This window comes from Pedobacter ginsengisoli, assembly GCF_002736205.1.
GTDB lineage: Bacteria > Bacteroidota > Bacteroidia > Sphingobacteriales > Sphingobacteriaceae > Pedobacter > Pedobacter ginsengisoli_A.
In genome coordinates, this window is sequence record NZ_CP024091.1 from 113,228 (window position 1) to 136,466 (window position 23,239).

Annotated in this window: 16 protein-coding genes; 10 read left to right on the forward strand and 6 right to left on the reverse strand. The window is 38.0% G+C overall.

The window, feature by feature from the left end; all coding sequences use genetic code 11:
- Positions 1-10: 10 nt before the first annotated feature.
- The 5 genes from CPT03_RS00480 to CPT03_RS00500 all read right to left on the reverse strand — a co-directional run bounded on the left by CPT03_RS00480 (position 11) and on the right by CPT03_RS00500 (position 7,771).
- Positions 11-1,333, reverse strand: coding sequence for a sulfatase-like hydrolase/transferase (locus CPT03_RS00480; protein WP_099437001.1), 1,323 nt, complete (start codon positions 1,331-1,333; stop codon positions 11-13).
- A gap of 87 nt (positions 1,334-1,420) precedes the next feature.
- Entirely contained in the window at positions 1,421-4,594 is a 3,174-nt protein-coding gene (locus CPT03_RS00485; RefSeq protein ID WP_099437002.1) for an efflux RND transporter permease subunit, read from the reverse strand.
- Positions 4,595-4,614: 20 nt separating this feature from the next.
- A complete protein-coding gene (locus tag CPT03_RS00490; RefSeq protein WP_099437003.1) occupies positions 4,615-5,778 on the reverse strand; it encodes an efflux RND transporter periplasmic adaptor subunit in 1,164 nt (387 codons plus the stop codon).
- A 21-nt stretch (positions 5,779-5,799) separates the two neighbouring features.
- Positions 5,800-7,146 carry a TolC family protein gene (locus tag CPT03_RS00495; protein WP_099437004.1) on the reverse strand — a complete coding sequence of 449 codons (1,347 nt, stop codon included), beginning with the start codon at positions 7,144-7,146 and terminating at the stop codon, positions 5,800-5,802.
- Between the two features lie 40 nt (positions 7,147-7,186).
- A complete protein-coding gene (locus CPT03_RS00500) occupies positions 7,187-7,771 on the reverse strand; it encodes a TetR/AcrR family transcriptional regulator (protein ID WP_172954117.1) in 585 nt (194 codons plus the stop codon).
- Positions 7,772-7,923: 152 nt separating this feature from the next.
- Between CPT03_RS00500 and CPT03_RS00505 the strand changes: the two genes are divergently transcribed.
- From CPT03_RS00505 to CPT03_RS23320, 5 genes are all read left to right on the forward strand, one after another.
- Positions 7,924-8,841: a DUF6263 family protein gene (locus CPT03_RS00505; protein WP_099437006.1), complete on the forward strand. Its 918-nt coding sequence runs from the start codon at positions 7,924-7,926 to the stop codon at positions 8,839-8,841.
- Positions 8,842-8,913: 72 nt separating this feature from the next.
- Positions 8,914-9,945 (forward strand): hypothetical protein, encoded by a 1,032-nt coding sequence (locus tag CPT03_RS00510; RefSeq protein WP_099437007.1) that lies wholly within the window; start codon positions 8,914-8,916, stop codon positions 9,943-9,945.
- Between the two features lie 58 nt (positions 9,946-10,003).
- Entirely contained in the window at positions 10,004-10,960 is a 957-nt protein-coding gene (locus tag CPT03_RS00515) for a sugar phosphate isomerase/epimerase family protein (RefSeq protein ID WP_099437008.1), read from the forward strand.
- 111 nt (positions 10,961-11,071) lie between these two features.
- Positions 11,072-14,473, forward strand: coding sequence for a gliding motility-associated C-terminal domain-containing protein (locus tag CPT03_RS00520; RefSeq protein WP_099437009.1), 3,402 nt, complete (start codon positions 11,072-11,074; stop codon positions 14,471-14,473).
- Positions 14,474-14,544: 71 nt separating this feature from the next.
- On the forward strand, positions 14,545-14,799 hold the full coding sequence (locus CPT03_RS23320) for a CBU_0592 family membrane protein (protein ID WP_410522619.1): 255 nt from the start codon (positions 14,545-14,547) through the stop codon (positions 14,797-14,799).
- On the opposite strand, the gene CPT03_RS00530 is transcribed toward CPT03_RS23320, so the two are convergent.
- A complete protein-coding gene (locus CPT03_RS00530; protein ID WP_099437011.1) occupies positions 14,767-15,393 on the reverse strand; it encodes a TetR family transcriptional regulator in 627 nt (208 codons plus the stop codon). The genes CPT03_RS23320 and CPT03_RS00530 overlap by 33 nt on opposite strands.
- Before the next feature lie 189 nt (positions 15,394-15,582).
- On the opposite strand from CPT03_RS00530, the gene CPT03_RS00535 reads away from it, so the two are divergent.
- The 5 genes from CPT03_RS00535 to CPT03_RS00555 are packed head-to-tail and all read left to right on the forward strand — an operon-like array spanning position 15,583 to position 23,234.
- A complete protein-coding gene (locus tag CPT03_RS00535; protein ID WP_099437012.1) occupies positions 15,583-18,783 on the forward strand; it encodes a SusC/RagA family TonB-linked outer membrane protein in 3,201 nt (1,066 codons plus the stop codon).
- Between the two features lie 33 nt (positions 18,784-18,816).
- Positions 18,817-20,607 (forward strand): RagB/SusD family nutrient uptake outer membrane protein, encoded by a 1,791-nt coding sequence (locus CPT03_RS00540; protein ID WP_099437013.1) that lies wholly within the window; start codon positions 18,817-18,819, stop codon positions 20,605-20,607.
- A gap of 32 nt (positions 20,608-20,639) precedes the next feature.
- Positions 20,640-21,563 carry a metallophosphoesterase family protein gene (locus CPT03_RS00545; protein WP_099437014.1) on the forward strand — a complete coding sequence of 308 codons (924 nt, stop codon included), beginning with the start codon at positions 20,640-20,642 and terminating at the stop codon, positions 21,561-21,563.
- 4 nt (positions 21,564-21,567) lie between these two features.
- Positions 21,568-22,809 (forward strand): alkaline phosphatase family protein, encoded by a 1,242-nt coding sequence (locus CPT03_RS00550; RefSeq protein WP_216641580.1) that lies wholly within the window; start codon positions 21,568-21,570, stop codon positions 22,807-22,809.
- Positions 22,810-22,862: 53 nt separating this feature from the next.
- Complete coding sequence (locus CPT03_RS00555; RefSeq protein WP_099437016.1) at positions 22,863-23,234, forward strand: YybH family protein; 372 nt, start codon at positions 22,863-22,865, stop codon at positions 23,232-23,234.
- Positions 23,235-23,239: the final 5 nt, after the last annotated feature.

Below are 23,239 nucleotides of genomic sequence, written 5' to 3' on the forward strand. Positions count from 1 at the left end.
TGCTGTGGTTTCACTTATTGGGATAATTATCCAATATTTTTAATAGCTTTTTGGTTACTTCCGGATAGTCATTATTTAAATTTACACGCTCAGAAGGATCTTCGGCCAGATTGAATAATTCAATTCCGCTTTCTTTAGTTCTTCTAAGCTTCCAATCTCCCTCACGAGCTACTTCAGGAACGCCATAATGCACATAGTATACAGGCTGATGTTTGAAGGCAGCGTCCTTTCTAGTGAATAATGGAGATACTGATTCTCCGTCAATTTTAAGGTCGGCTGGTAATTTGGTACCGCTCCATTCGGCCAATGTAGGCAATAAATCAACACTGGTAAACAGCTGTTTCTGAACCTGTGCCTGGGTATGGCCTTTCCAATATAAAATAAATGGAACCCTAGTGCCTCCTTCGTATGTAGTAGCTTTACTGCCACGGAATATACCTGCATACCCAGCATGGTTTTGCTTTGTTTTGCCATCTAAAGCCATTCTTTCGGGATAGTTAGTCCATGGGCCATTGTCGCTGGTAAAAATAAAAATAGTGTTATCAGCTAATCCTTGTTGTTCCAGTGTTTTCCAGATTTTGTCTAAACCTCTATCCATTTCATTTATTACATAACCCAGTTCTCCGCCATGCGTTAAATCGCTGTTCTTTTTGTGAGCAGCAAAGTATACAGGTAAATGGGGCATGTTATAGGCCAGATACAAAAAGAAAGGCTCTCCCTTTTTTTGCTTTTTAATGTACTTTACAGCTTCATTGTTGTATAGCGATGTTAGTGAACTATCTGCAGGTTTATAAACTTCAGGTTTATAATTACGGTAAAGCTTAATAGTGGTGTCAGTTTTAACGTAAGGGCTTTTATAATCATGACTGTACAATAATCCGTAATAATTGTCAAATCCCTGTTCCATTGGCAAGTTAACCTTGTTGTCTCCTAAATGCCATTTGCCAATCATATTTGTTTTGTACCCACCTGTTTTTAAGATCTCGGCAAGGGTAAGTTCCGAGGCTGGTAAGCCCTGGCTGGAACCGGGCCCCAGAGGTGCAGGAATATCATATCTGGTAGGATAGCGGCCTGTAAGGAAAGCCGCACGAGATGGCGAACATGTTGGTGAGGCCAGTGCAAAATTGGTAGCCTTAACTCCTTTGGCAGCCATTTGATCTAAAAAGGGGGTTTCTATTACCGGATTTCCATAGCAGCTTAAATCTGCATAACCCATATCGTCTGTTAGTACAAATACAATATTTGGCTTTTGCTGGGCTGATACTTGTTGGTTTGTGGCGAAGCCTATTGCGGCAATACCGAGTAAGGTTTTTAGTAGTATTGATTTTTGCATAGTGATAGCTAAAGTATGAAAAATAAACAGAGAAAAAGCCGACCCTAGGGTCGGCTTTTTCTCTGTTTAAACCTTACTCTTTACAGCTTAGTCGGCATGTAAAGTATCTTTATGGTCTTCTGGCTTGTATGAAGCCTGCAGTTCGGCAAGTTTCTTTTTACCATAAGCCAGCTTAGTAATTAATACAAATAATACTGGAACAATAAATATAGCTAATATGGTTGCCGAAAGCATCCCGGCAGCTACTGTCCAGCCTATTGTCATCCTCGAAACAGCACCCGCACCATGAGAGATAACAAGTGGGATAACCCCTAATATAAATGCCAGGGATGTCATTATAATTGGGCGTAAACGAAGCCTTACTGCTTCAATTGTAGCGGCAATTAATTCCATACCCCAATCTACACGCTCTTTGGCAAATTCAACAATCAGGATGGCATTCTTTGCAGAAAGACCAATCAGCGTAATTAAACCAACCTGTGCGTATATGTTATTGTCTAATTTTGGCAAAAATGTAAGCGCCAGAATGGCCCCAAACAGACCCAGCGGAACTGCCAGCAGAATAGAGAATGGAACAGACCAGCTTTCGTATAATGAAGCTAATAATAAGAATACAAAAACAATAATCAACGCAAAAATTAATGTGGTACTGTTACCGGCTTCTTTTTCCTCTAAGCTTAAGCCCGAGAAGTTATAAGAATAGTTTGCCGGTAATGTTTGTGCTGCCACTTCTTCCATAGCTTTTAGTGCATCACCCGAACTAAATCCGGGTTTTGCGGCTCCAGTAACCTCAATAGATCTGAACAGGTTAAAGTGGTTTATAATAGATGCTTTTTCTACTATCTCGAAGCTTACTATAGAGCTTAATGGAACTGACGAGCCTGATGAATTTTTCACATATAAGCTATTCAGGCTTTCAATTCCTTTTCTGAAATTGGTGTCAGCTTGTGTAACCACACGGAAATTTCGGCCGTATTTAGTAAAGTCGTTTACATAGCTGCTGCCCAGGTAGGCCGAAATGGTACTGTAAACCGCACCTATAGAAACTCCCATTTTCTTGGCCTGGTCACGATCAACATGAACCTGATAATTTGGAGTTCTGGCATTAAATAGGGTATAAGCCATTGCAATTTCCGGTCTCTGATTTGCTGCTCCAAGGAACTTTCCTACGTTGGCTTCAAACTGTTTTATGTCGCCGGTTTGCTTTTCCTGAATCTGTAAGGAGAAACCGCCACTAATACCTAATCCTGGAATAGGAGGTGGAGCAACTACAATTACACTTCCATCTTTATCGCCCTTAAATTCTTGAGAAATGCTAGCAATGGTTGTAGCTACATCGCCTTCTCTGTCATCCCAATCTTTTAACTGCACAAAGAAAGTAGCAGCATTAGATTTGAACGACCTGTTCAGGATGTTGATACCACCAATTGAAGTAACGTTTTTAACCTCAGGGTATTTTTTTAAGATAGTTTCGGTAACCCTCTTAATCATTGCATCAGTACGTGCTGCAGAGGCTGCTTCGGGTAATGTAACACCCATTAAAAATACTCCGGCATCTTCATTTGGTATAAATCCTGATGGTTTTTTAGCAAACAAGCCAACAGTTCCAACGTATAAACAAACCAGAATAATCATCATTAACGGGGCTTTTTTTAATGCCCATTTAACACCGTTTGAGTATTTGCTGGTTACATTGGCAAACCATGTGTTAAATTTAAAGAAGAACTTGTTTAATCCTCTTGAATCTTTATTCAGGTTCATTGGTGTAAGCAACAGCGAGCATAATGCAGGCGTTAATGATAGCGCAATAAATGCGGAAATTAATACCGATACAGCTATGGTAATTGCAAATTGCTGATATAACTGGCCAACCATACCTGGTATAAAGCCTACTGGTATAAATACGGCAGCAAGTATTAAGGCTATGGCAATTACGGGAGCAGTAATGTCTTTCATTGCTCTTCTTGTTGCATCAGGTGCAGAGAGTCCATCATGATCCATGTAATGCTGTACGGCTTCTACCACTACAATAGCATCATCAACCACAATACCTATGGCCAGTACAAAACCAAACATGGTAAGTACATTAATTGAAAATCCGAAAAGAGTAAAGAAGATGAATGTACCAATTATTGACACCGGAATGGCAAGAACGGGGATGAGTGTTGCCCTCCAGCTTTGAAGGAAGAAGAATACAACCAGCGTTACAAGTATAAGTGCCTCTACAAGGGTGTGAACAACCTCGTTTATAGAAACTTTTACAATTGATACTGTTTCGTAAGCCACTACATAATCGAGATCCTTAGGGAACGACTTTTTCAGTTCAGCCATTACTTTGTCTATCCCTTCGGCAGTTTGCACAGCATTACCACCGGGAGTTTGGTTAATAGCCATCATAGAAGAAACTTTGCCATTTACCTTTGCAGTTGTTGAATAGCTAAATTCTCCAAGCTCTACTCTGGCTACGTCTCTTAAATAAACGGCTGAGCCATCAGCACCTGTTTTTATTACAATATCTCTGAATTGTTCTTCGGTACTTAGGTCGCCATCAAGGATTACTGAAAACTCAAAAGTCTGATTGTCATTTTGAGGAGGTCCACCTACAGTACCACCAGGAATCCTGGAGTTTTGTTCTGCAATTGCTGCCGAAACCTCAGCCGGGGTTATGTTAAGTCTTGCCAGTTTGCTGGCGTCAAGCCAGATTCTCATACTAAATGGCTGACCAAATGCCTGCACATCTCCAACACCTTTAATCCTTAATAGGGCGTCTTTTACATATAAGTTTACATAGTTCGAAATGAATTTCTGATCGTAAGTGCCGTTAGGAGAGTAAAGTCCAAGCACCATCAAAATGTCGTTATTTGCCTTTTTGGTGGTAACTCCCAAACGCCTTACCGCTTCGGGCAAAGCTGGTTCTGCAATACCTACCCTGTTTTGAACATCAAGTGCGGCAACATCTATGTTTGTACCAACATCAAAAGTAACTGTTATTGCCGAACGGCCATCGGAAGTACTGTTCGATGACATATATTTCATGCCCGGGGTACCGTTAATCTGGCTTTCTATTGGAGTAGTTACCGTTTGCTCTACAGTTTGGGCATCGGCACCTGTATAGGTGCCACTAACTGTAACAGTTGGTGGTGCAATATTTGGGTATTGACTAATTGGTAGTGTTGTAATAACGATGGTACCAACCAGAACAATCAAAAGAGAAATCACGATAGCCGTGATGGGTCGCCTTATAAATACTTCTGATATCATATCTCTGAATTTCTTTAAATCTATTTTTTAACTGCACCTGCTGTTGATTGTGCGCCCTGGCCTGCATCAGGAGCGGCTGTTGTAACTACAGCACCTGGCCTTACATTTTGTACACCATCTACCACAACTACTTCACCTTGTTTTAATCCGCTTTTTATTACCACGCTTTTGTCGAACTGTTTGCCTATCTTAACAATGCGTGCTTCGGCTTTACTGCTATCACCTACAACAAATACATTAAATTCGCCCAGTTGCTCTATAACAGATTTGTATGGAATTACAAGCTCATGTTCTGTAGCTTTATTTAAAGCTTTTAAGTTTACTGTCATACCTGCAAAAAGTTTTCCTTCGGCGTTAGGATAGCTAATCCTTACTTTAATGGTTCCGGTTTGAGGATCAACTGCACGATCGATGGCGGTAATATGACCTTGTCCGGTGTAAATACTGCCATCCTGAAGCTGGATATTGAAAAGCGAGTCTTTTACTGCTGCGGTGTTCTTTTGCAAACGTACAAAACGTGGAATCTCGGCCTGGTTAACAGCAATGTCTACTGCTATTGGGTTATTACTAGACACTGTGTTTAGTAAAGTTGTACCAGGTGATGCCAGGGCACCTAGTTTAACCTGAGATATACCTATTGTTCCGGTTAGTGGCGATACAATAATTGAACGTTGTAAATCGTTAGCAGCTGAAGATACCTGTGCCTGTGCTGCGGCAACCTGCGATTCTGCATTTGCCAGATCTGTTAATGCATAATCAACACGTTGTTTTGCAACGGCATCTTGTTCTGCAAGTCTGGTATAACGATCAGCATCTTTTTTTGCTTTATCACGATTGGCTTTGGCAACCGCAAGGTTTGCTTTGGCTGTATTGTTTGCCGCAATATATTTTGTGCGGTCAATTTCATACAGCTTCTGACCCTTTGTTACTTTCTGGCCATCTTTTATATAGATCGCGGTAATGTACCCGCCAACTTGTGGACGCAGTTCAACTTCGTTTAAAGCTACTACAACGCCTGGATAAGAATCGGTAGTGATTACTTCCTGATCCGATACGGTGTAAGTGGTTACGGGCGTAGCAGGGGGCGGCCCTTGCTGTGCAGCCTTTTTATCGCCACCGCAAGAGGCTAAAGTGACTGTTCCAAGTATTAAAATGCCTAGTTTTATGTAGTTAGTAGTATTCATTTGAGTTCTTATTAAATTACGTTAATTTACAGTAATAGTTCCTAATGCCTGTTGTACGTCTAGTTTCGATGAAAGCAGGCTATATAATGAGTTTAAATAATTGAGTTGGGCCGTACGCAAATCTGTCTCAGAAGTCATTAAATCCAGATAAGTTTTAATTCCTTCGTCGTATTGAAGTTTAATAGTATTGTACACCTGTCTTGAAATGTCGACGTTTGATCTGGCAGTTTTCCAATCGTTCAGATTTGCTTTATAAGTAGCCATTGCTTGCTCGTATTGCGTATTGATCCGGTTTTTGGTATTTAGCAAATCGAGGTCAATCCTTTTTTCCTGTAATTCAGATTTTCTAATCTCCTGGATTCTTTTGGTACCCTGAAAAATCGGAACACTTAATTTTAACCCAAATACAGAACTAGGGAAGGTTTTGTCGTAGAGGTTGCCAAAATTGTTATTTAAATAATTATAGCTGTAGTTTACAAAACCTGAAATAGACGGCAGGTAGCTCCATTTGTTGTAGCTGGTATTTAAGTGTTGTAATTGCTTTTGTGTTTGTAATAAACGATATTCCACTCTATTTTGGTAGGCCTGTTGGGCGTTGGTATCTAAAAGGATACCCTGCTCCATACTGTCAGACTTTAGGTTAAGACTGAACTCTTTTTCAGTACTATAACCAATAATTTCCTTAAGGTATGCGTATTTGTATTTGAGAAGTTCCTCTGTTCTCTTTTTGTCGGCTTTGGAGTTGCTTAAGCTAATCTGAGCACGTTGAAAGTCTGTCTTGTCAACCAAACCCTGTTCATATTGAGCGGATGCATCTTTCAGTTGCTTTTCTAAGCGTGCTATGTTTTCATTGATAATGTTTAGCTGCTCGCCACTGGTTAGGATATCAAAATAAGCTTTACTTACATCTACAATGGTGTTTATTTTGGTGTTTTCTGTACTTTGCTTGTATTGTTGTCTGTAGTACTTAGACGCTTTTGAAGCTTGGATAAGACCGGCGTTTAAGAATTGCTGATCTGCCTGTAAAGTAAGCGCAGAAGTATGTTTTGTACCAAAGGTTATGTAATTGGTTTCGCCATTTGTGGTAAGTGCATTAACCTGTTGCTTAAGGTTGTTGTTATAGTTTGCCGTACCATTAATTTGAGGGAACCATCCCGAAAGCGCAGATTTGATATCGCGTTCGCCAATCTCTTCATCGATCTGAGATTGCTTCACTCCTGGTCTGTTATTTAGTGCATAATCTATCACTTCCTGGAGCGTAGCATTGCTGAGCTGTTTATCGTTGTTTACCGTTTGGGCTTCTGCTTTTTCGGGGAGCAGGGCAGGTAAGCCAATAAGAAGCATTACGAGTAATTTATGAATTTTCATATTTAAAAGGGGAATTGAGTGTAGTTAAAGCCATTATTTATTATTGTCTTTTAATTCCGTCCCAAACAATTTGCACCACTTCCGTAATATCCTCGTCAGAGTATATCATATGCTCTGATAATCTGAAGTTTGCTGCCGCAACTAACGTGCCTCTTATTGTGGGGCCAAGCAATCTGGGATCAACATTTTTAAAATATCCCTGTGCTATCCCATCTTCAAAAAACCCGATAACTTTTTCTTTAAACAATATACTGTCTTTTTCTGGAAAATTTTTTGCAAAAGGAGAGTTTATGTATTGCTCAAGAAAAACCATTGCAGGTTCATTTTGTATGTAAAAATTGTATTGGTTGATCATGAATTTAAAGAAACGGTCTTTATAAGGTTTTGATTCATCATAGCCCTGAAGTATGGCCTCTGCAAATTGATCTTTAGTTCTTATGTAAAGCTCTACAATCAGTGTTTCTTTTGAATCAAAATAGTGATAAATGGTGCCTGCGGCTACATTTGCATGTTTTGCAATCTGGCTCATAGGAGTGCCATGAAATCCGTACTCTTTAATGAGTATTAGCGTGCTGTTTAAAATAGCGTCTCGCTTACTGTTAGAATTGTTTAATTGAACGTTCATTCGGTCGCAAAGAAAAGTAATATAATGTAGATAGGAAGCCATACCAAAGGAATGTTACACTTAAATGATTTATTAATGACATTGCTAGAATGTCGTAATTTCCTGTAATTTTACATTGGTTATAGTAACCAATTAAGCTAATTTAACGCCTTATGAAAATTATTTTAAGTTTCTTTTTTGCCTTCGTAATATGTTTTTCAGGTCTGTCGCAAACTCAAAAGATCGAATTGAATCTAACTAAGGGCCAGGCTTATTTCCAAAAAAGTGTGGTAAACTCAGTAGTAAAACAAACTATTAACGGGCAGCAAGTCGATATTAACATGACCATTGCCGGTCAAATGAAGTTTATGGTCACTGATTATGCAGATGGGGTATATAATATGGACTTGAGTTATTTAAACTTATCTATGAAAATGGCTCATCCAGGTGGTTCAATTATCTTTGATTCTGAAAAAAATGATGAAAAGGATATCATGTCTTCCGTTTTTGCCATGATGAAAAATAAGCCATTTCAAATAAAAATGACCAAAGCCGGTAAAGTAACGGAAGTTAAAAATATAGAAGCTTTATATGCAGGAGCCTTTGATAAGTTTACACAGCTTACCGCTGAGCAAAAAGAACAGATACGCAGTAAGGTTATGCAATCTTATGGTGATAAGGCATTTAAAGGGAATTTAGAAATGTTGTCTGCTGTATTTCCAGATCGCGCTGTTGCCAAAGGAGATACCTGGAGTGTAAAAACGCAGCTGGAAGCAGGCATGTCTGCAACATTAGATGGCGTTTATAAACTGGACGAAGTTACACCCACGCAATTTATACTTAGTGGCGCTTCGACAATGACTACCAATAAAGATATTTCGACAGAATCTAATGGCCTGCCAATAAAATATAATCTGGCGGGAACTATGAATTCTCTTATTAAGATCGACAAGAAGACAGGTTGGATAGTTGAGGGAAAGATTAGCCAGAGCATTAAAGGCAGTATTGAGATTAAAGCTAATGATAAAATGCCCGAAGGAGTTACTGCTCCAATGGAAATAACCAGTGAATTGATCTTTACAGATAAATAGCTGTTTGATTTATTCATGTAAGGATGTATCTTGACCCAACTTATAAATTAACGCTTTTTAATTCTCTCATTTATGTTTCATCATTTATTCTCCTTTAAAGGAGATATTAACTCATTCAAAAAAGGAATCTGTAAATTATTAGCTGTTCTTATACTAATTGCTTTTGTTTTCTCTTGTAAAAAAGAAAAACCGGCATCTGAAAATGATAAATCCCTTGAGCCCCAACAGTTAATTAAAAAGATTACTACTGAACTTGCAGGCGCTGATAGCATAAGTAATTTTGTTAATGCCCTTAAAAATCTTTCACTTACAAAAGAAGAAGTATCAGATGGAGTTACTGTATTCGCATTTCTAAATGATGAGGTTCCCATTACTTCGGTAATGGTTAAAGATCATATTGTAAAAGGGTCATTGAATCATTATGAACTGCATAATAAAAGGACTTTTACAGCATTAAGCGGAAAAGAATTAAAGGTTAGTCGTATTGCCGATACAATATGGGTAAATGGAGTGCAGGTAGGAGGTAAACAAATTATATACAATGACGATGATGCTGTGCATACAATAAAATCATCATTAAGTTCTACAACTACTAACGATGAATTACACACAACAACTATTGAGGTTACAGTATGGGATAGTTCTAAATGGAGCATTACTAATGCTAAAGGAGAGACAGCTTCTGGTGCAACGGTAAATCTTTATGCCTCACAAGCAGACTATGCCAGAGGTAAGGTGGCGTATAGCGGAAAAACAAACACTGCCGGCCATGCAATCTTAAAGAGATTAGTGAACGGAAGATATTATATTGAAGCCATTTATGGTAACAAAACGAATACATTTAGAAGTACGGCTGAGCCAAACAACGGGTTTTATATGGGGTATGCTATTTCGGGAATCTTTCAATCGGATACTGAAGTAAATACTGCTGCAAAACAGAATAATGCTGCTCCAGGGAATTTTAAATGGGTAGATCTTAATAATGATGGAGTAATTGATGGCAAGGATTATTACGGTTTACCGTACGAAAGTACATTAACTATTAGTGCGCTTACAAGAAAAACAGAGGTTAGCATTGGTTTTTTAAACAATAAGAAGCCTTAAAAAAGGTCGGAATATTTTTATATTCGTGAAAACCGAATTATAAAACCTTTAGCTAATTATGAACCGCAGAAAATTTATCAATCTTAGCACTATTGCAGGGGCAGTTTCTGTTGCACCAACTACATATGTACTTGGAGAAAATGGATTATTAAAAGACAAAAAAGAAAAACGTTTTCAAAAAGGCGCCAGTCCGTGGCCCGTTTGTCTGGATACTGCCACCATACGGCCTGCATCATTAAAAGATAAAGTAAAAATAGCTGCGAAAGCAGGCTACGATGCAATTGAACCCTGGGACGGAGAATTGCAGGAATATGAAGCAAAAGGTGGTAACCTCAAAGATCTGGGTAAAGAGATAAAAGATCTGGGGCTATTTGTGCCAAGTGTAATTGGATTATGGAATTCATTACCTCCTACACAAGAATTGTTCGATAAATCTTTGGTAGATACTCGCAATCGAATGCGTATGGCTGCTGATATTGGTGCCCATCATATTCAAACCATACCAGATACAGCTGGAGATAACTTTAATCAGAAATGGGTGGCCAGTAGATATAGAGACATTATTGAAATTGGGTTGAAGGAGTTTAATATTCACCCCGCTCTCGTATTCGTCAAATATCAACCGGTAAAAACAATGGGGCAGGCAATGGGGATTGCCTTGGATACCAATCATCCAAAGGCTATGATTATTCCAGATACTTATCATATGTATATTTCTGAGGGTGGATTTGAAGGATTGAAATTGATAAATGGAGATGCTATTGCTATATTCCAGTTCTCGGATGTTCCAGCTTCACCCGCAGCGATTGCCGACCTTGGTGATAAAGACCGTGTTTTTCCTGGTGACGGAATTTTACCACTGCCACAGATTTTTAAAGACCTTAAAGCAACTGGTTTTAAAGGCTGTATTTCTCTTGAGCTTTATAATCCTGAATATTATAAGCAGGATTTGCAAAAGGTAGCAGAAACGGGATTAAGAAAAACTCTAGAGGTACTTAAAAAAGCAGGTGTATAGGGAATCAGATTGTTAATGGGAACCCAGGTACCGTAAATATTAATAAAAGCTTAAATTTGGTTGTTAAATATAGGTGTTAATGCCTATTTAAATTAAATAGACGCTCCTATTATGAGATTTACGCTGATTCTTATTTTACTGTGTTTAAATTTTAATGCTTTTTCTAACACTTTCGTGGTTACCAGTAATGCAGATAGCGGTGTTGGTACCTTAAGAGATGCCCTTCAAAAGGCTGCCGCAAATGGTGTAAGTGAAAAGGATTATATTCATTTTAATTTACCCGGTTCAACTGAAATAGACAGAACCGTAGTTGCATTAACACCTCTACCACTTCTGTCATCAAATTTAGTTATAGACGGAACAACCCAGCCAAATGGTTCTTTTGGTGTAACTAACAGCCGAGTTAGAATATTTAGTAAAATTAGCCAAATTAATGACAGATCAACTTTAAAAGGAGACGCTATAGATAATCTGGAGATTTATGGGTTATGGATAAATAATCTATATGAAGGTGGTACATCAACTAATGCGATCGAAATACTGAATTCGGGTAAAATTATTATTGGCGGGAATAATAAAGGAAATTTCTTTCAGAATGGCATAACTATTAGTAAAACTAAAGAATTTATTTTTAAAAGCAATGTTTGCTTTTCAAGTGTAGATGGGAATGTTGGGAATTGGGGCAGGATTTATTTGGAGGCTGTGGATAAAATTTTGATCGGTGGAAATGAAAATGAAGGTAACATGATCGCCGGCGTACTACAGGTACATTCTGACCAAGTAAACATTTCTGATACTAGACCAAAATATATAGATATAAGTTATAATAATATTGGAGCTAACTACGCACGAAATCATTCTGATCGGAGTTTTGGTGTAGAGGAACCAAGAATAGAAATTCAAGGTAGTTTTGACAATGGACAGCCTATATTCAACGAGCATCATATATTAATAAAGAAAAATGTAATAGCTGCATGTAATTCAGATGTAGTAATCATTTCTGCTGTATCCGGTACGGTAGCTATACAAGGTAATAGCTTTAATACAGATTTAACAGGTACATTAGATTTTTCCCCTGCAAATTTTAGCTTTAGAATAGCTATCGTTTTAAGTACCAAGGCTCAGTGTTTAATTGGAGGAGATAACGAAGGAGATGGTAATATCATAAATGCGCAGATAAATGGCGTCTATGACGCTAATTTTCCAGAAGGAACCTGTAAGGTATCGAGAAACAGAATGTTTTGTCTTTATGGATTACCTTTTTTAATTCATTCTGATATTGATGATGTTCCGGTTGTTGAAATTACTTCTTCCCCATTTGAAACCTTATCTGGTACTGCGACACCTGGGGCAGATGTTGAACTTTTTTATGATGATGCCTGTTCAGGTTGTACCCCCGAAATCTATTTAGCGACAGTGAAATCAGATGCTAATGGAAAGTGGATATATCTAGGTTCTATTAGTGGAGCAGTGGTAGCCTCGGCAACGCTAAACAATCAAACGTCTCTTTTTACAGAGGCTGCCTTGAATATGGATGGACTTAAGGTAATTAATGCATCGTGTGGATTAGCTAACGGATCGATTTCAGGTATAGAATCTATGAATTCACAAGTTTACAAATGGGTAAATGAACTGGGAACTCCTGTAGGAGATAAGCTTAATATAACTCGACTTAAACCAGGTAAATACAAGCTAATCCTGGGAGAAGGAAATTGCAGTAAAGAATCACCTTTTATCGATATTAAGGATCTAACACCAGTATTCGATGATAGAAATATAATTGTAACTAATTCAAGTTGCGGACAGAAAAATGGTAGCATTAAAAATTTACTAGTGGGTATGGTGGATCCTGGTGCTTTGAAGTTAAAATGGCTTGATAAAAATAACCAAGAATTAGGGACAAGTGCTGACTTGGTAAATGTTCCCTCAGGAGAATACATTCTTGAGGCAAGATATAGCGGCTCAAATTGCATTAAAACTTATGGCCCCGTTGTATTAACTAATCAAAGCGGCCCGTCCATTGATCTATCCGGCGCCATTTTTAAAAATGCAACCTGTGGCGGCTCTAATGGCTCTATAACCAACGTTAAAGTAGCAGGAACAGGAAGTATTACTTACACATGGAAAAATGCGGCAGGAGTAACTGTAGGCACTACAAAAGACCTGATAAATGTTCAATCAGGCTGGTATGTTCTTGAAGTGAAAGATGGAACGGCATGCCTCGTTTTAGGATCTGCTCCCGTTCAGGTCAAAGAAACAAATGGAATTACCATTGATGAAGCGAATGCGAAACTCATTCCAGTAGCATGTAATTCAACATCTGGAGGCATAACCGGTTTAATAGTTACAGGAGCCACTACATATAAATGGATGAATCAAGCCAATCTGGAAGTAGGACATTCCCTGAATCTGACAGGAATTGGTGTCGGGAAATATCATTTGTTGGCAAGTAATGCCTCTGGGTGTACTAAACAAAGTCTGGTTTATGAGGTTAAAGAATTACCCTCCACACTATTTGATGTACAAGCTGTAGGTGGAAGCAGTGCTTATTGCAATCAATCTAATGGAACAATCTCAATTAAAGTTAATGGCTTACTACAACCTTTGGGAGTTAGGTGGGTTAATGCCTCAGGCACAACAGTGGGTAATTCAATGATTTTAACTGCATTGGCTGGAAGCTATAAACTTTATCTTACTGATAATAACAACTGCGAATCCTTCTACAGAGAATTCTCAATACTAAATGTGGATCCAGCTGTAATAAACCGAGGCGAAGAAAAAGTCACAAACGATCAATGCAATTTAGGCAAGGGAAGTATCAAAGCTCCAGGTATTTCTGGAATACCTCCATACTCTTATTTCTGGTCAGACAATAATGGTCAGCAAATCGGTTCTGGGCCTGTGCTCGAAAATATTTCTGCAGGTAATTATTCACTTACGATTAGTGATGCTCTTGTTTGTTCAAAACAAACGATTCTGTATACCGTTTTAAATGAAGAGAAAACTTTATTGCCTCCAATATTAAATGATTTAAAGATCTGTGCTCCCGGTGATGCTTTTATCCAGGTAATGCAACCTGGAATAGGTACCTATGTTTTATATAATGAAAATGGAATACGCTTAGATCAAAGTAAATCTGGAACTTTTAAGGTTAACATTCTAAATAGCCAAAACTATTTTATTAGTCAGGTCGTAGGATTATGTGAGAGTCCTACCGGAAGAATAAGAGTTACTATAGAAAATGAAGGCTTGTCTAAAGTGCCGAATGCTATTTCTCCTAACAATGATGGACACAATGACATTTGGTTAATACCAGACATGATAAACTATCCCAAAGGAACTGTGTTTATCTTTAACCGTTACGGACAAAAAGTATTTGCGTCAACCGGATACAAGCAACCTTTTGATGGCCGACAAAATGGGAAAGATTTGCCGGTAGGGACTTACTATTATATAATTGATTTAAAAAGAGCATGTGGTTTATTAAAAGGAAGTATAACTATTATCCGATAAAATTTCCTCTGTATCATATTAAATTGCATTTTTACTTTTAACTCTTAAAGCAAGTTACAAGCATGTTTCAGATGATAATATCAGGTATTGGCTGGTTTGGTGTGGTTTTATGTACACTAGGTTACTTATTATTAAGCACAAAAGTCATAACCTCCGACTCTCGGATTTTCCAGTTACTCAATATTGTGGGCGGCTCTTGTTTAGTAACGATAGCATTCGAAAACAGCGATTGGCCTAATGTTATGGCCAATTTACTTTGGGTATTCATTGGGGTTTATGCTTTTGGCCGGCAGTTAAGAACCCAGAGTGCTGTTAGAAAGGATTAACTTCTCTATTCCTAAAATCTGATATGCTTTACTTTTATAATAATCCAGTCTTTCTGCATATGCCTTTTTATCACTTTCTAAAGAAAGATAAAAATAGGCACCATCAACCAGTACAAAAATAAGATCGGCAGCCGTTTTGGCATCTTCTACTCTGATCAGTTGTTTTTCATTGCAACGGTCTATCATTGAAGCTAGGGCCAGCCTAAGAGAATCTAATATAGTCTTATATTTCTCTTTAATCTTTTTTTCTCTGAATGCCAGAGCATAAAAAGTATAAAACAACCCGTCGTCAAAGAGCAAATTCCATTTTTTAGAGAAAAGCATTTCAATTGTTTTCTGCAAATCAGAAAGTGTAACAGCATCCTTGTTCTTAATAGTATATATTAACAGATACCTTTCAAGTATATAATCAATAAGGGCGTAGGTTAGGTCTTCTTTTGTTTCGAAGTAATGGATAATAAGGCTTGGATTAATATCCATTACTTTGGCAATTTTTGCTATCGAGGTATTCTCATACCCCTCTTTTTTAGCAACCTTATAAAATATCTTAATAATTTCTAGTTGTCTTGTCTCTTTAAGACTCTTTCTTCCCATGATAAAATTTATTCTTCCAAACTAATCAAAAGTAATCTTATTTCGCAAATTTATTTTTATAGATTGAATGTATGTTCAATTAATTTATTAATTTAGTTCTAACCTACTGTTAACACTGCATGTGGATATTTGCGGCGCTCAGACAGTAAATACAATAACAAACCAAACAAACTTAATCTTAGTGCAATTATGAAAAAAAAGCTACTACTAATTTGCTTCATGTTTTTTGCAGCAAAGAGTTTTGCCCAGAATATCACCGTAAAGGGTGAGGTTGTGGATGCCGAAACCAAAGGGCCTATTCCGGCAGTTAACATCAGTGTAAAGGGAACAAAGCTGGGTACTGCAACAAACTCAAATGGTATTTACACCCTAACCAATGTAAACCCTAAAGCTATCCTGGTATTTTCTTATATCGGATATAAGCCTCAGGAAATTAACTTGAATGGAAAAACACAAGTAAACGTAACACTAACTCCTGACTTGAGTGATCTTCAAGAAGTGGTAGTAGTGGGGTTTGGAACAAAGAAAAAAATTAACATTGCAGGGGCAATAGATCAGATCTCTGGAAAGGAACTTGAATCGAGGCCGGTTACCAATGCAATGCAGGCATTGCAAGGGCTTAGTCCTGGGTTAAACATTACCTATGGAGGCGGTTCTCCGGGTACAGTTCCAGCCATAAATATTAGGGGGTATACTTCAATTAACGGAGGTTCACCTTTAATTGTTATTGATGGAATTCCTTCAACAAACGATGATATGTTAAGGTTAACACCTGCTGATATATCATCATTTATTGTATTACGTGATGCGGCATCTGCAGCAATTTATGGAGCCAGAGCGGCTTTTGGTGTAATATTAGTTACTACAAAACAAGGAGATGCCGGTAAACAAAATATTAGCTACAATGCATTCAGCTCATGGGGTAAACCTACTGTATTGCCTAAACCGGTTACAGATCCTTATATCTTTTCGAGGGTTTTAGAAACCGCTACAGATAACACTCCATGGGATTATGTGAATTTTTCGGACGAGTATTATAAATGGGCAAAAGAAAGATCAGAAAACCCTTCTCTTCCAGATACACGCCTGGATCCTGCTGATCCAAAAAGATGGGCCTATATGGGAAGCAATGACTGGTACGGCTACTTTTTTAATGATGCAAGTATTTCGCAAAATCATACAATATCTTTATCAGGTGGAGCTAAGTTAAACGACAAACCACTTACTTATTATTTTTCGGCCGATTACGCAAAAGATAATGGACTTAATAAACTTACACCCGATTTTTGGGATAGATATGGTTTGAGGTCAAGACTAGGTTTTTCTCCTTTAAGCTGGCTTAAGGTAGACAATAACCTTAACGTTTATGAAACTAAACGTGCATTGCCTAATAGCGATATTAGAGATCTTTATTATCTGCAACCAACTGATGTTGCTAAAAATCCAGATGGTACCTGGTCAAATACAGCTGCTGGTAGACTGGCTGCCAGACTTGTTGATGGTGGAGGCAACCTTCAGAACATGTTTGGCTTTAATAACATTACAAGTGCTACGGCAACTTTCCTTAATGGCGATTTGCAGGTAAATGGTGATGCGTCTTTTAAAAGAGAACTGTGGAAATACCATAACGATTCTAAGAAGTATAAAATTGGATACGGTCCGGGCGATGTTAGAGAAGAAGGTGGTAATGGATATGTAAGCGAAACCAATGGATATTTATACAGTAACGTATTTAATATGTATACCACGTATAAAAAAACCATCGGCGACCACTACTTCAGCGCAATGGTAGGTTTTAATAGCGAAAACTATCGTTATTCTTCTGTAAATGCGCAACGTGATGTACTTATCTCATCATCCCTTCCTTTTCTTAGTCTAACTACTGGTGATGCCAGAATGTCTGCCGGTTATAGTGCTTATGCTACCAATAGTGTATTTAGCAGGGTAAACTATACTTATAAAGATCGTTATATTTTGGAAGGTACAGGACGTTATGATGGCTCGTCCCGTTTCCCAACAGAAAGACGCTGGGGCTTTTTCCCATCGGCTTCATTTGCATGGATAGCAAGTTCTGAGGACTTTATTAAACCTTTGGCTCCAGTATTGTCAACTCTTAAGTTACGTGCAACTTATGGAGATCTTGGTAACCAGAATGTTGGTGACTTTGCTTATATCCAAACTCTGGGAACAGATCTTTCTCCTTATTTGATAGGTGGTAAACGACCTTTGATTATCACCGGAGCTCCAAGATTATATATTGATCCGCAAACTTATACCTGGGAAAGAGTTTCAACATCTAACGTGGGTGCTGATGTAGGATTATTGAATGACAAGATCCTTTTGGGATTTGATTACTTTATCCGTGATACTAAGGGAATGTTAATAGCAGGGCAAGAGTTGCCAGGAGTGCTAGGAACTACACCTCCTGCACAAAATTCGGCAGATCTTAGAACTAAAGGCTGGGAGCTTTCGGTAACCTACAGAGATAGATTCGATATATCCGATAAACCATTCAATTTCCAGGCAAAAATATTCCTTTCCGATTCCCGCTCTAAGATTACTAAATTTAAAAATGAACAGAACTTGTTCTCTTCTTACCGTGTAGGACAGGATATTGGTGAAATCTGGGGACTTGAGAATGATGGTTTCTTTAAAAACAAAGAAGAAATAGCTGCTTTGGATGAAACAAGCCTTATCCCATGGGGAGCATTAGAAATTCTTCCGGGATGGCCAAAGTATAAAGATCTAAATGGTGACAATAAAATTGAAAGAGGATTAAGCAGTAACGATCCAAAAGATCTTAAAGTAATTGGAAATAGCAGAGATAGATACAGTATAGGAACAAACCTGAATATGGACTGGAATGGCTTTGATCTTTCAGTATTTGTTCAGGGTGTATTAAAAAGAGATTTTTATCCTCATCATTATTTGTTCTGGGGTCCTTATCAGCAGCCTTATGCTAACGTTTATCCGTGGAATTTGAACTACTACAGGGGAACATCTGATTCACCTGAGCAAAGGGCTAAACACTCTGCCTCATACATTGCAGCAGGCCTTGCCGATGCAAATACTGATTCTGAGTACCCTGTATTACAATCTTGGTTAGCAGATGCTAATTACGGTAGTGGTTTGGATATCCCGCAAACAAAATATTTATTAAATGGCGCTTACTTAAGGATTAAAAATGTAACCCTGGGCTATACGCTGCCAACAAGTTTAACCAAACGTTTTAAAGTTAACCGCTTAAGGATATTTGTATCAGGAGAAAATATTTATGAATTCTCTGCTATTAAGAAATTTATTGATCCTGAGGCTGTAAATCAAGGTTCTAGTGCTTGGGCATATCCGTTTCAAAGGAAATATGCAGTTGGTTTAAACCTGGACTTTTAATAATCAGAACTTAATAATCATTAAAAATTAGTCATGAAAAAAAATATATATATCCTGTTTACGGTTCTTGCAATTGTAATGGGAGCTTGTAAAAAGGGCAATCTCGATCGTTTTCCTCAGGATTCTATTTCACCAAACCTTTTCTTTAATACAGAAGAAGATCTTTCTTTGTATGTGAATGGACTGTTGTCTATGCCAGATCGTAATAGCTATTTGAACGACCAAAGCAGTGATAACGTGGCAACAACTGCTGCTGTTGAGGTAAAAAATGTGATGGCTGGTAATACAAATGCCCAAAATATTAATAGTGGATGGAGCTGGAGCAGACTTCGCAATATCAATTATTTTCTTGAGAACTATAATAAAGCAAATATCGGACTGGAGGTTAAAAAGCACTATGCCGGACTTGCCAGATACTATCGTGCGCAGTTCTATCTGGATAAAGTGAAACGCTTTTCTGATGTGCCATGGTATTCAGGTACTTTAAACCCTCAGGATAAAGAGCTTTTTAAAGCAAGCGACCCTCGCACTTTGGTAATGGATAGTGTTATGGCCGATCTGGATTTTGCCTATAAAAATGTAAAAGAAAATGTAACTCCCGGAACTCCAGGTAAATGGGCCACAGCCGTATTTTATGTAAGAGCAGCACTCTACGAAGGAACTTACCGTAAATACCATAATGAGCTTAATTTAAAAGCCTCGGCAAATACTTTTTTAGAAACAGCAGCAAGAGTGAGTGGCGAGATAATTGCATCTAAAAAGTTCTCAATTTATAATACCGGAAAGCCATTGCAAGATTATGCAACCTTGTTTGCAAGTCAGGATTTAACCAGTAACCCGGAAGTTATATTGGCTAACATCTTTGATCAGACAAAAAACGTATCGCAAAATGTAAATGGCGTGGTATTTGGCGATTATGAGCAAGCACCTGCAAAAGATCTTATCCAGGCTTATTTAATGAAAGATGGAACTCGTTTTACTGCAATGCCTAACTATGATAAACTTGGTTTTGTAAAGGAATTCGAGAACCGTGATCCTCGTTTGGCTCAAACAATGGCTTATCCAGGCTGGGTTAGAGTTCCTGATGCTCAGCCGTACCTACAAAGGTTAAATAAAAACTTTACAGGCTATCATCAGTTAAAGGGGTATGTAAACAGTACCGATAATGTAACCTTAAACAGTGTTGATTTTCCTGTTTATCGCTATGCTGAAGTGTTGCTAAGCTATGCAGAGGCCCTTGCTGAATTAGGAACACTTAACCAATCGCAATTAGATGAGTCTGTTAACCTGATTAGAAAGAGAGCAGGTATGCCTAATCTTATCATGGCAGATGCAAATGCTTCTCCTGATCCATTATTATTGCAACAGTTTAATAATGTTGAGTCTAACCAGGGTGTTATTCTTGAAATCAGAAGAGAACGCAGGGTTGAATTTGCTTTTGAAAATAGCAGGTTCGATGATTTAATGAGATGGAAAGCAGGAAAACTACTTACCAAAAGCCCTGAAGGAATGTATTTCCCCGGTTTAGGTAAATATGATATGACCGGCGATGGAGTTGAAGATATTATTTTAATAGACAAGTCTGTTACTATCCCGGCCGAAGCTAGTAAAGAAAAGAACTCATTAGGGGTAACACTTATCTATTACCGTACAGGTGAAATAGGATCTGATGCTACAGTATTCCTAAAAAATGGGGCAAATGGTGGAGTTATTGTAACTGAAAATGTTACTCGTAAATTTGAAGAACCTAAGTATTACTATCGCCCTATTCCTCAGCAACAAGTTGTATTAAACCCGAACCTGAAACAGATATTCGGCTGGTAATAACCAATAGTTTATTTGGCTATAAAAACGAGATGACGAAACTAAAAAGAAGATCTTTATTAAAGGCAGCAGGACTAGCTGTTGGCGCCGTAGCAACCAGCGGCCTGTCTGCCTTTGCTTCTAATCCTGAAAACCAGGATAAGAAAACTAAAAAACTTGCCCTCTCAGTAGCACATATAACCGATGTGCATATCAGAGACGGAGACAATGCACCTGAAAGGTTTAAAAGCTGTTTAAAACAAATCATTAACAAGCACAAACCTGATTTCTTTCTAAACGGAGGAGATTCCATTAATGATGCATCATATGATAATGTTAAATACGATCAGGTAATTCAGCAATGGGGTATTTGGGATGATTGCATAAAAACACTTGATAAATACGAAGTTCATAGCTGTATTGGTAACCACGACCCATGGTGGAAAGCTCCTTCTAAAGAGCATGAAATGTATGGAAAAAATTATGTGGTTAAGCGGTTAAAAATTCCTAACCGGTATTATAGCTTTTCTAAAAAGAACTGGCATTTTATTGTGCTTGATGGCAATAATAGTAACATCTCATTAGATCAGGAACAATATGAATGGTTAGAGAAAGAGTTGGAGAAACTACCAGCGTCAACACCAACATTACTGATGTCGCATTATCCTATTTTGGGCACTACACAGGTTCTTGTAGGTGGCGGGCACTCGGACTGTAAAAAGCTAAAAGATCTTTTTTACAAGCACCGTGATAAAGTGAAAGTTTGTTTAAGTGGCCATAATCATTTGTCAGATCAAACCAGCTACAACAATGTTTTGTACTGTTGTAATGGAGCAATGAGTGGTTTCTGGTGGGGTAAAGGCGATGCCGAGTCTACCGGACCTGGATACTATTTAGAAACCCCTCCTGGTTATGCAATGCTGAATTTATATGAAGACGGCACAGTTGAAAATGAATATTTCCCACATACTTTTTAACATTATGAGAATCTCATTTATTTTTGCTTTTAGTGTTTTGCTATCAGCGGCAACATATGCTCAGCAAAAACAACAAAAGGTTGTTTATATTATAGCTGATGGTATTCCTGCCGATGTTATTGAAAACCAAAATCTTCCTAATTTTAAGAGGATAATACAAGAAGGATCGTATTCCCGAATGTATGTAGGGGGTGGTAAAGGTACTTACAGCGAAACGCCTACCATATCGGCAGTTGGTTATAATAGTTTACTTACCGGCACCTGGGTAAATAAGCACAATGTTCCCGACAATGATATTAAAGTGCCTAACTATAATTATCAGAATATATTCAGGTTATTTAAAGCTCAATATCCCAATAAGAAAACAGCTATTTTCTCTAGCTGGACAGATAACCGCACCAAACTATTGGGGCATAATCTGCCAGATGCTGGAAATTTAAAGGTCGATTACTTTTTTGATGGCTATGAGCTCGATACTGTTCGTTTTAAACACGATAAAAAGGCAGATTATATGCATCGCATTGATGAGCAGGTAATAACTGATGCCGCTACCACTATTCATGATAAAGCACCTGATCTTTCCTGGATTTATCTGGAGTATACTGATGATATGGGCCATGCTCATGGCGATAGCCCTGAATTTTATAATGCTGTGGGTATGTTAGATAAACAGGTAGGCAGGGTTTGGGAGGCAATAAGTTACCGTCAGAAAAACTTTAAAGAAGATTGGTTAATTATTATCACAACAGATCATGGTCGTGATGAAAAAAGTGGCCGTGGACATGGCGGGCAGTCGGACAGACAAAGATCAACCTGGATGGTAAGTAATTATAAAAACCTGAATACCTATGGGCAGTATTTTGATCTTGGTGTGGTTGATATAATGCCTTCCATTGCACATTATTTAAATGTAAAACTACCTGATAGTGTAGCGCAGGAAATAGATGGCACTTCCTTTATTGGTCCGGTATCTGTCGCATCGCTTAAAACTATATATACTCAAAACCACATTGATATTAGCTGGAAAGCTTTACAGAAAACCGGAAAGGTTAAAGTCTGGCTAACCACTACAAATAATTTTAAAACAGGAGGAAAAGATACTTATCATCTTTTAGGAGAAGTAGACCTTAATCAACAGCACTTTTTTGCAGATGTTAAAGCTTATCCTTCAGAGTTTTATAAAGTTGTTCTTCAGGCTAAGGACAATACCCTGAACAAATGGGTAGTCCTTCCTCAGGCCAAATAGATACATTAAGTAATAATGGTAAAATTACAACTTAGAATTGTAGTTTTACCATTATGAATTCATCAGAGGCATTACTAATAAAAGAGGCAAGATTAGATTCAAATAGCTGCATTGCAAAAAAGGATGTAGATGGCGTGTCTAAATATTGGCTGGACGATTTTGTACAGATTGCAGGTGATGGCAGCCATACTGTCGGCAAAGCCGAAATCGTGGCCGACTGGAAATATATGTTCTCCAAAAGCAGCCCGCTTTTTGAACGCATCCCCGAAACAATTGTTGTAAGTAAAGGAGGTGATCTGGCATGGGAAAATGGTAAGTGGGATTATAAAAATGCAAAGTACCATGGTAATTATGCCGCAATGTGGCGTAAGGTAAATGGAAAATGGCTTACACAAAGTGAACTCTACGTTTCATTAAACGCATAAAAACA

Coding starts and splice junctions, on each gene's coding strand:
- CPT03_RS00480 (WP_099437001.1), bottom strand. CDS start 1,333: ATGCAAAAATCAATACTACTAAAAACCTTACTCGGTATTGCCGCAATA.
- CPT03_RS00485 (WP_099437002.1), bottom strand. CDS start 4,594: ATGATATCAGAAGTATTTATAAGGCGACCCATCACGGCTATCGTGATT.
- CPT03_RS00490 (WP_099437003.1), bottom strand. CDS start 5,778: ATGAATACTACTAACTACATAAAACTAGGCATTTTAATACTTGGAACA.
- CPT03_RS00495 (WP_099437004.1), bottom strand. CDS start 7,146: ATGAAAATTCATAAATTACTCGTAATGCTTCTTATTGGCTTACCTGCC.
- CPT03_RS00500 (WP_172954117.1), bottom strand. CDS start 7,771: ATGAACGTTCAATTAAACAATTCTAACAGTAAGCGAGACGCTATTTTA.
- CPT03_RS00505 (WP_099437006.1), top strand. CDS start 7,924: ATGAAAATTATTTTAAGTTTCTTTTTTGCCTTCGTAATATGTTTTTCA.
- CPT03_RS00510 (WP_099437007.1), top strand. CDS start 8,914: ATGTTTCATCATTTATTCTCCTTTAAAGGAGATATTAACTCATTCAAA.
- CPT03_RS00515 (WP_099437008.1), top strand. CDS start 10,004: ATGAACCGCAGAAAATTTATCAATCTTAGCACTATTGCAGGGGCAGTT.
- CPT03_RS00520 (WP_099437009.1), top strand. CDS start 11,072: ATGAGATTTACGCTGATTCTTATTTTACTGTGTTTAAATTTTAATGCT.
- CPT03_RS23320 (WP_410522619.1), top strand. CDS start 14,545: ATGATAATATCAGGTATTGGCTGGTTTGGTGTGGTTTTATGTACACTA.
- CPT03_RS00530 (WP_099437011.1), bottom strand. CDS start 15,393: ATGGGAAGAAAGAGTCTTAAAGAGACAAGACAACTAGAAATTATTAAG.
- CPT03_RS00535 (WP_099437012.1), top strand. CDS start 15,583: ATGAAAAAAAAGCTACTACTAATTTGCTTCATGTTTTTTGCAGCAAAG.
- CPT03_RS00540 (WP_099437013.1), top strand. CDS start 18,817: ATGAAAAAAAATATATATATCCTGTTTACGGTTCTTGCAATTGTAATG.
- CPT03_RS00545 (WP_099437014.1), top strand. CDS start 20,640: ATGACGAAACTAAAAAGAAGATCTTTATTAAAGGCAGCAGGACTAGCT.
- CPT03_RS00550 (WP_216641580.1), top strand. CDS start 21,568: ATGAGAATCTCATTTATTTTTGCTTTTAGTGTTTTGCTATCAGCGGCA.
- CPT03_RS00555 (WP_099437016.1), top strand. CDS start 22,863: ATGAATTCATCAGAGGCATTACTAATAAAAGAGGCAAGATTAGATTCA.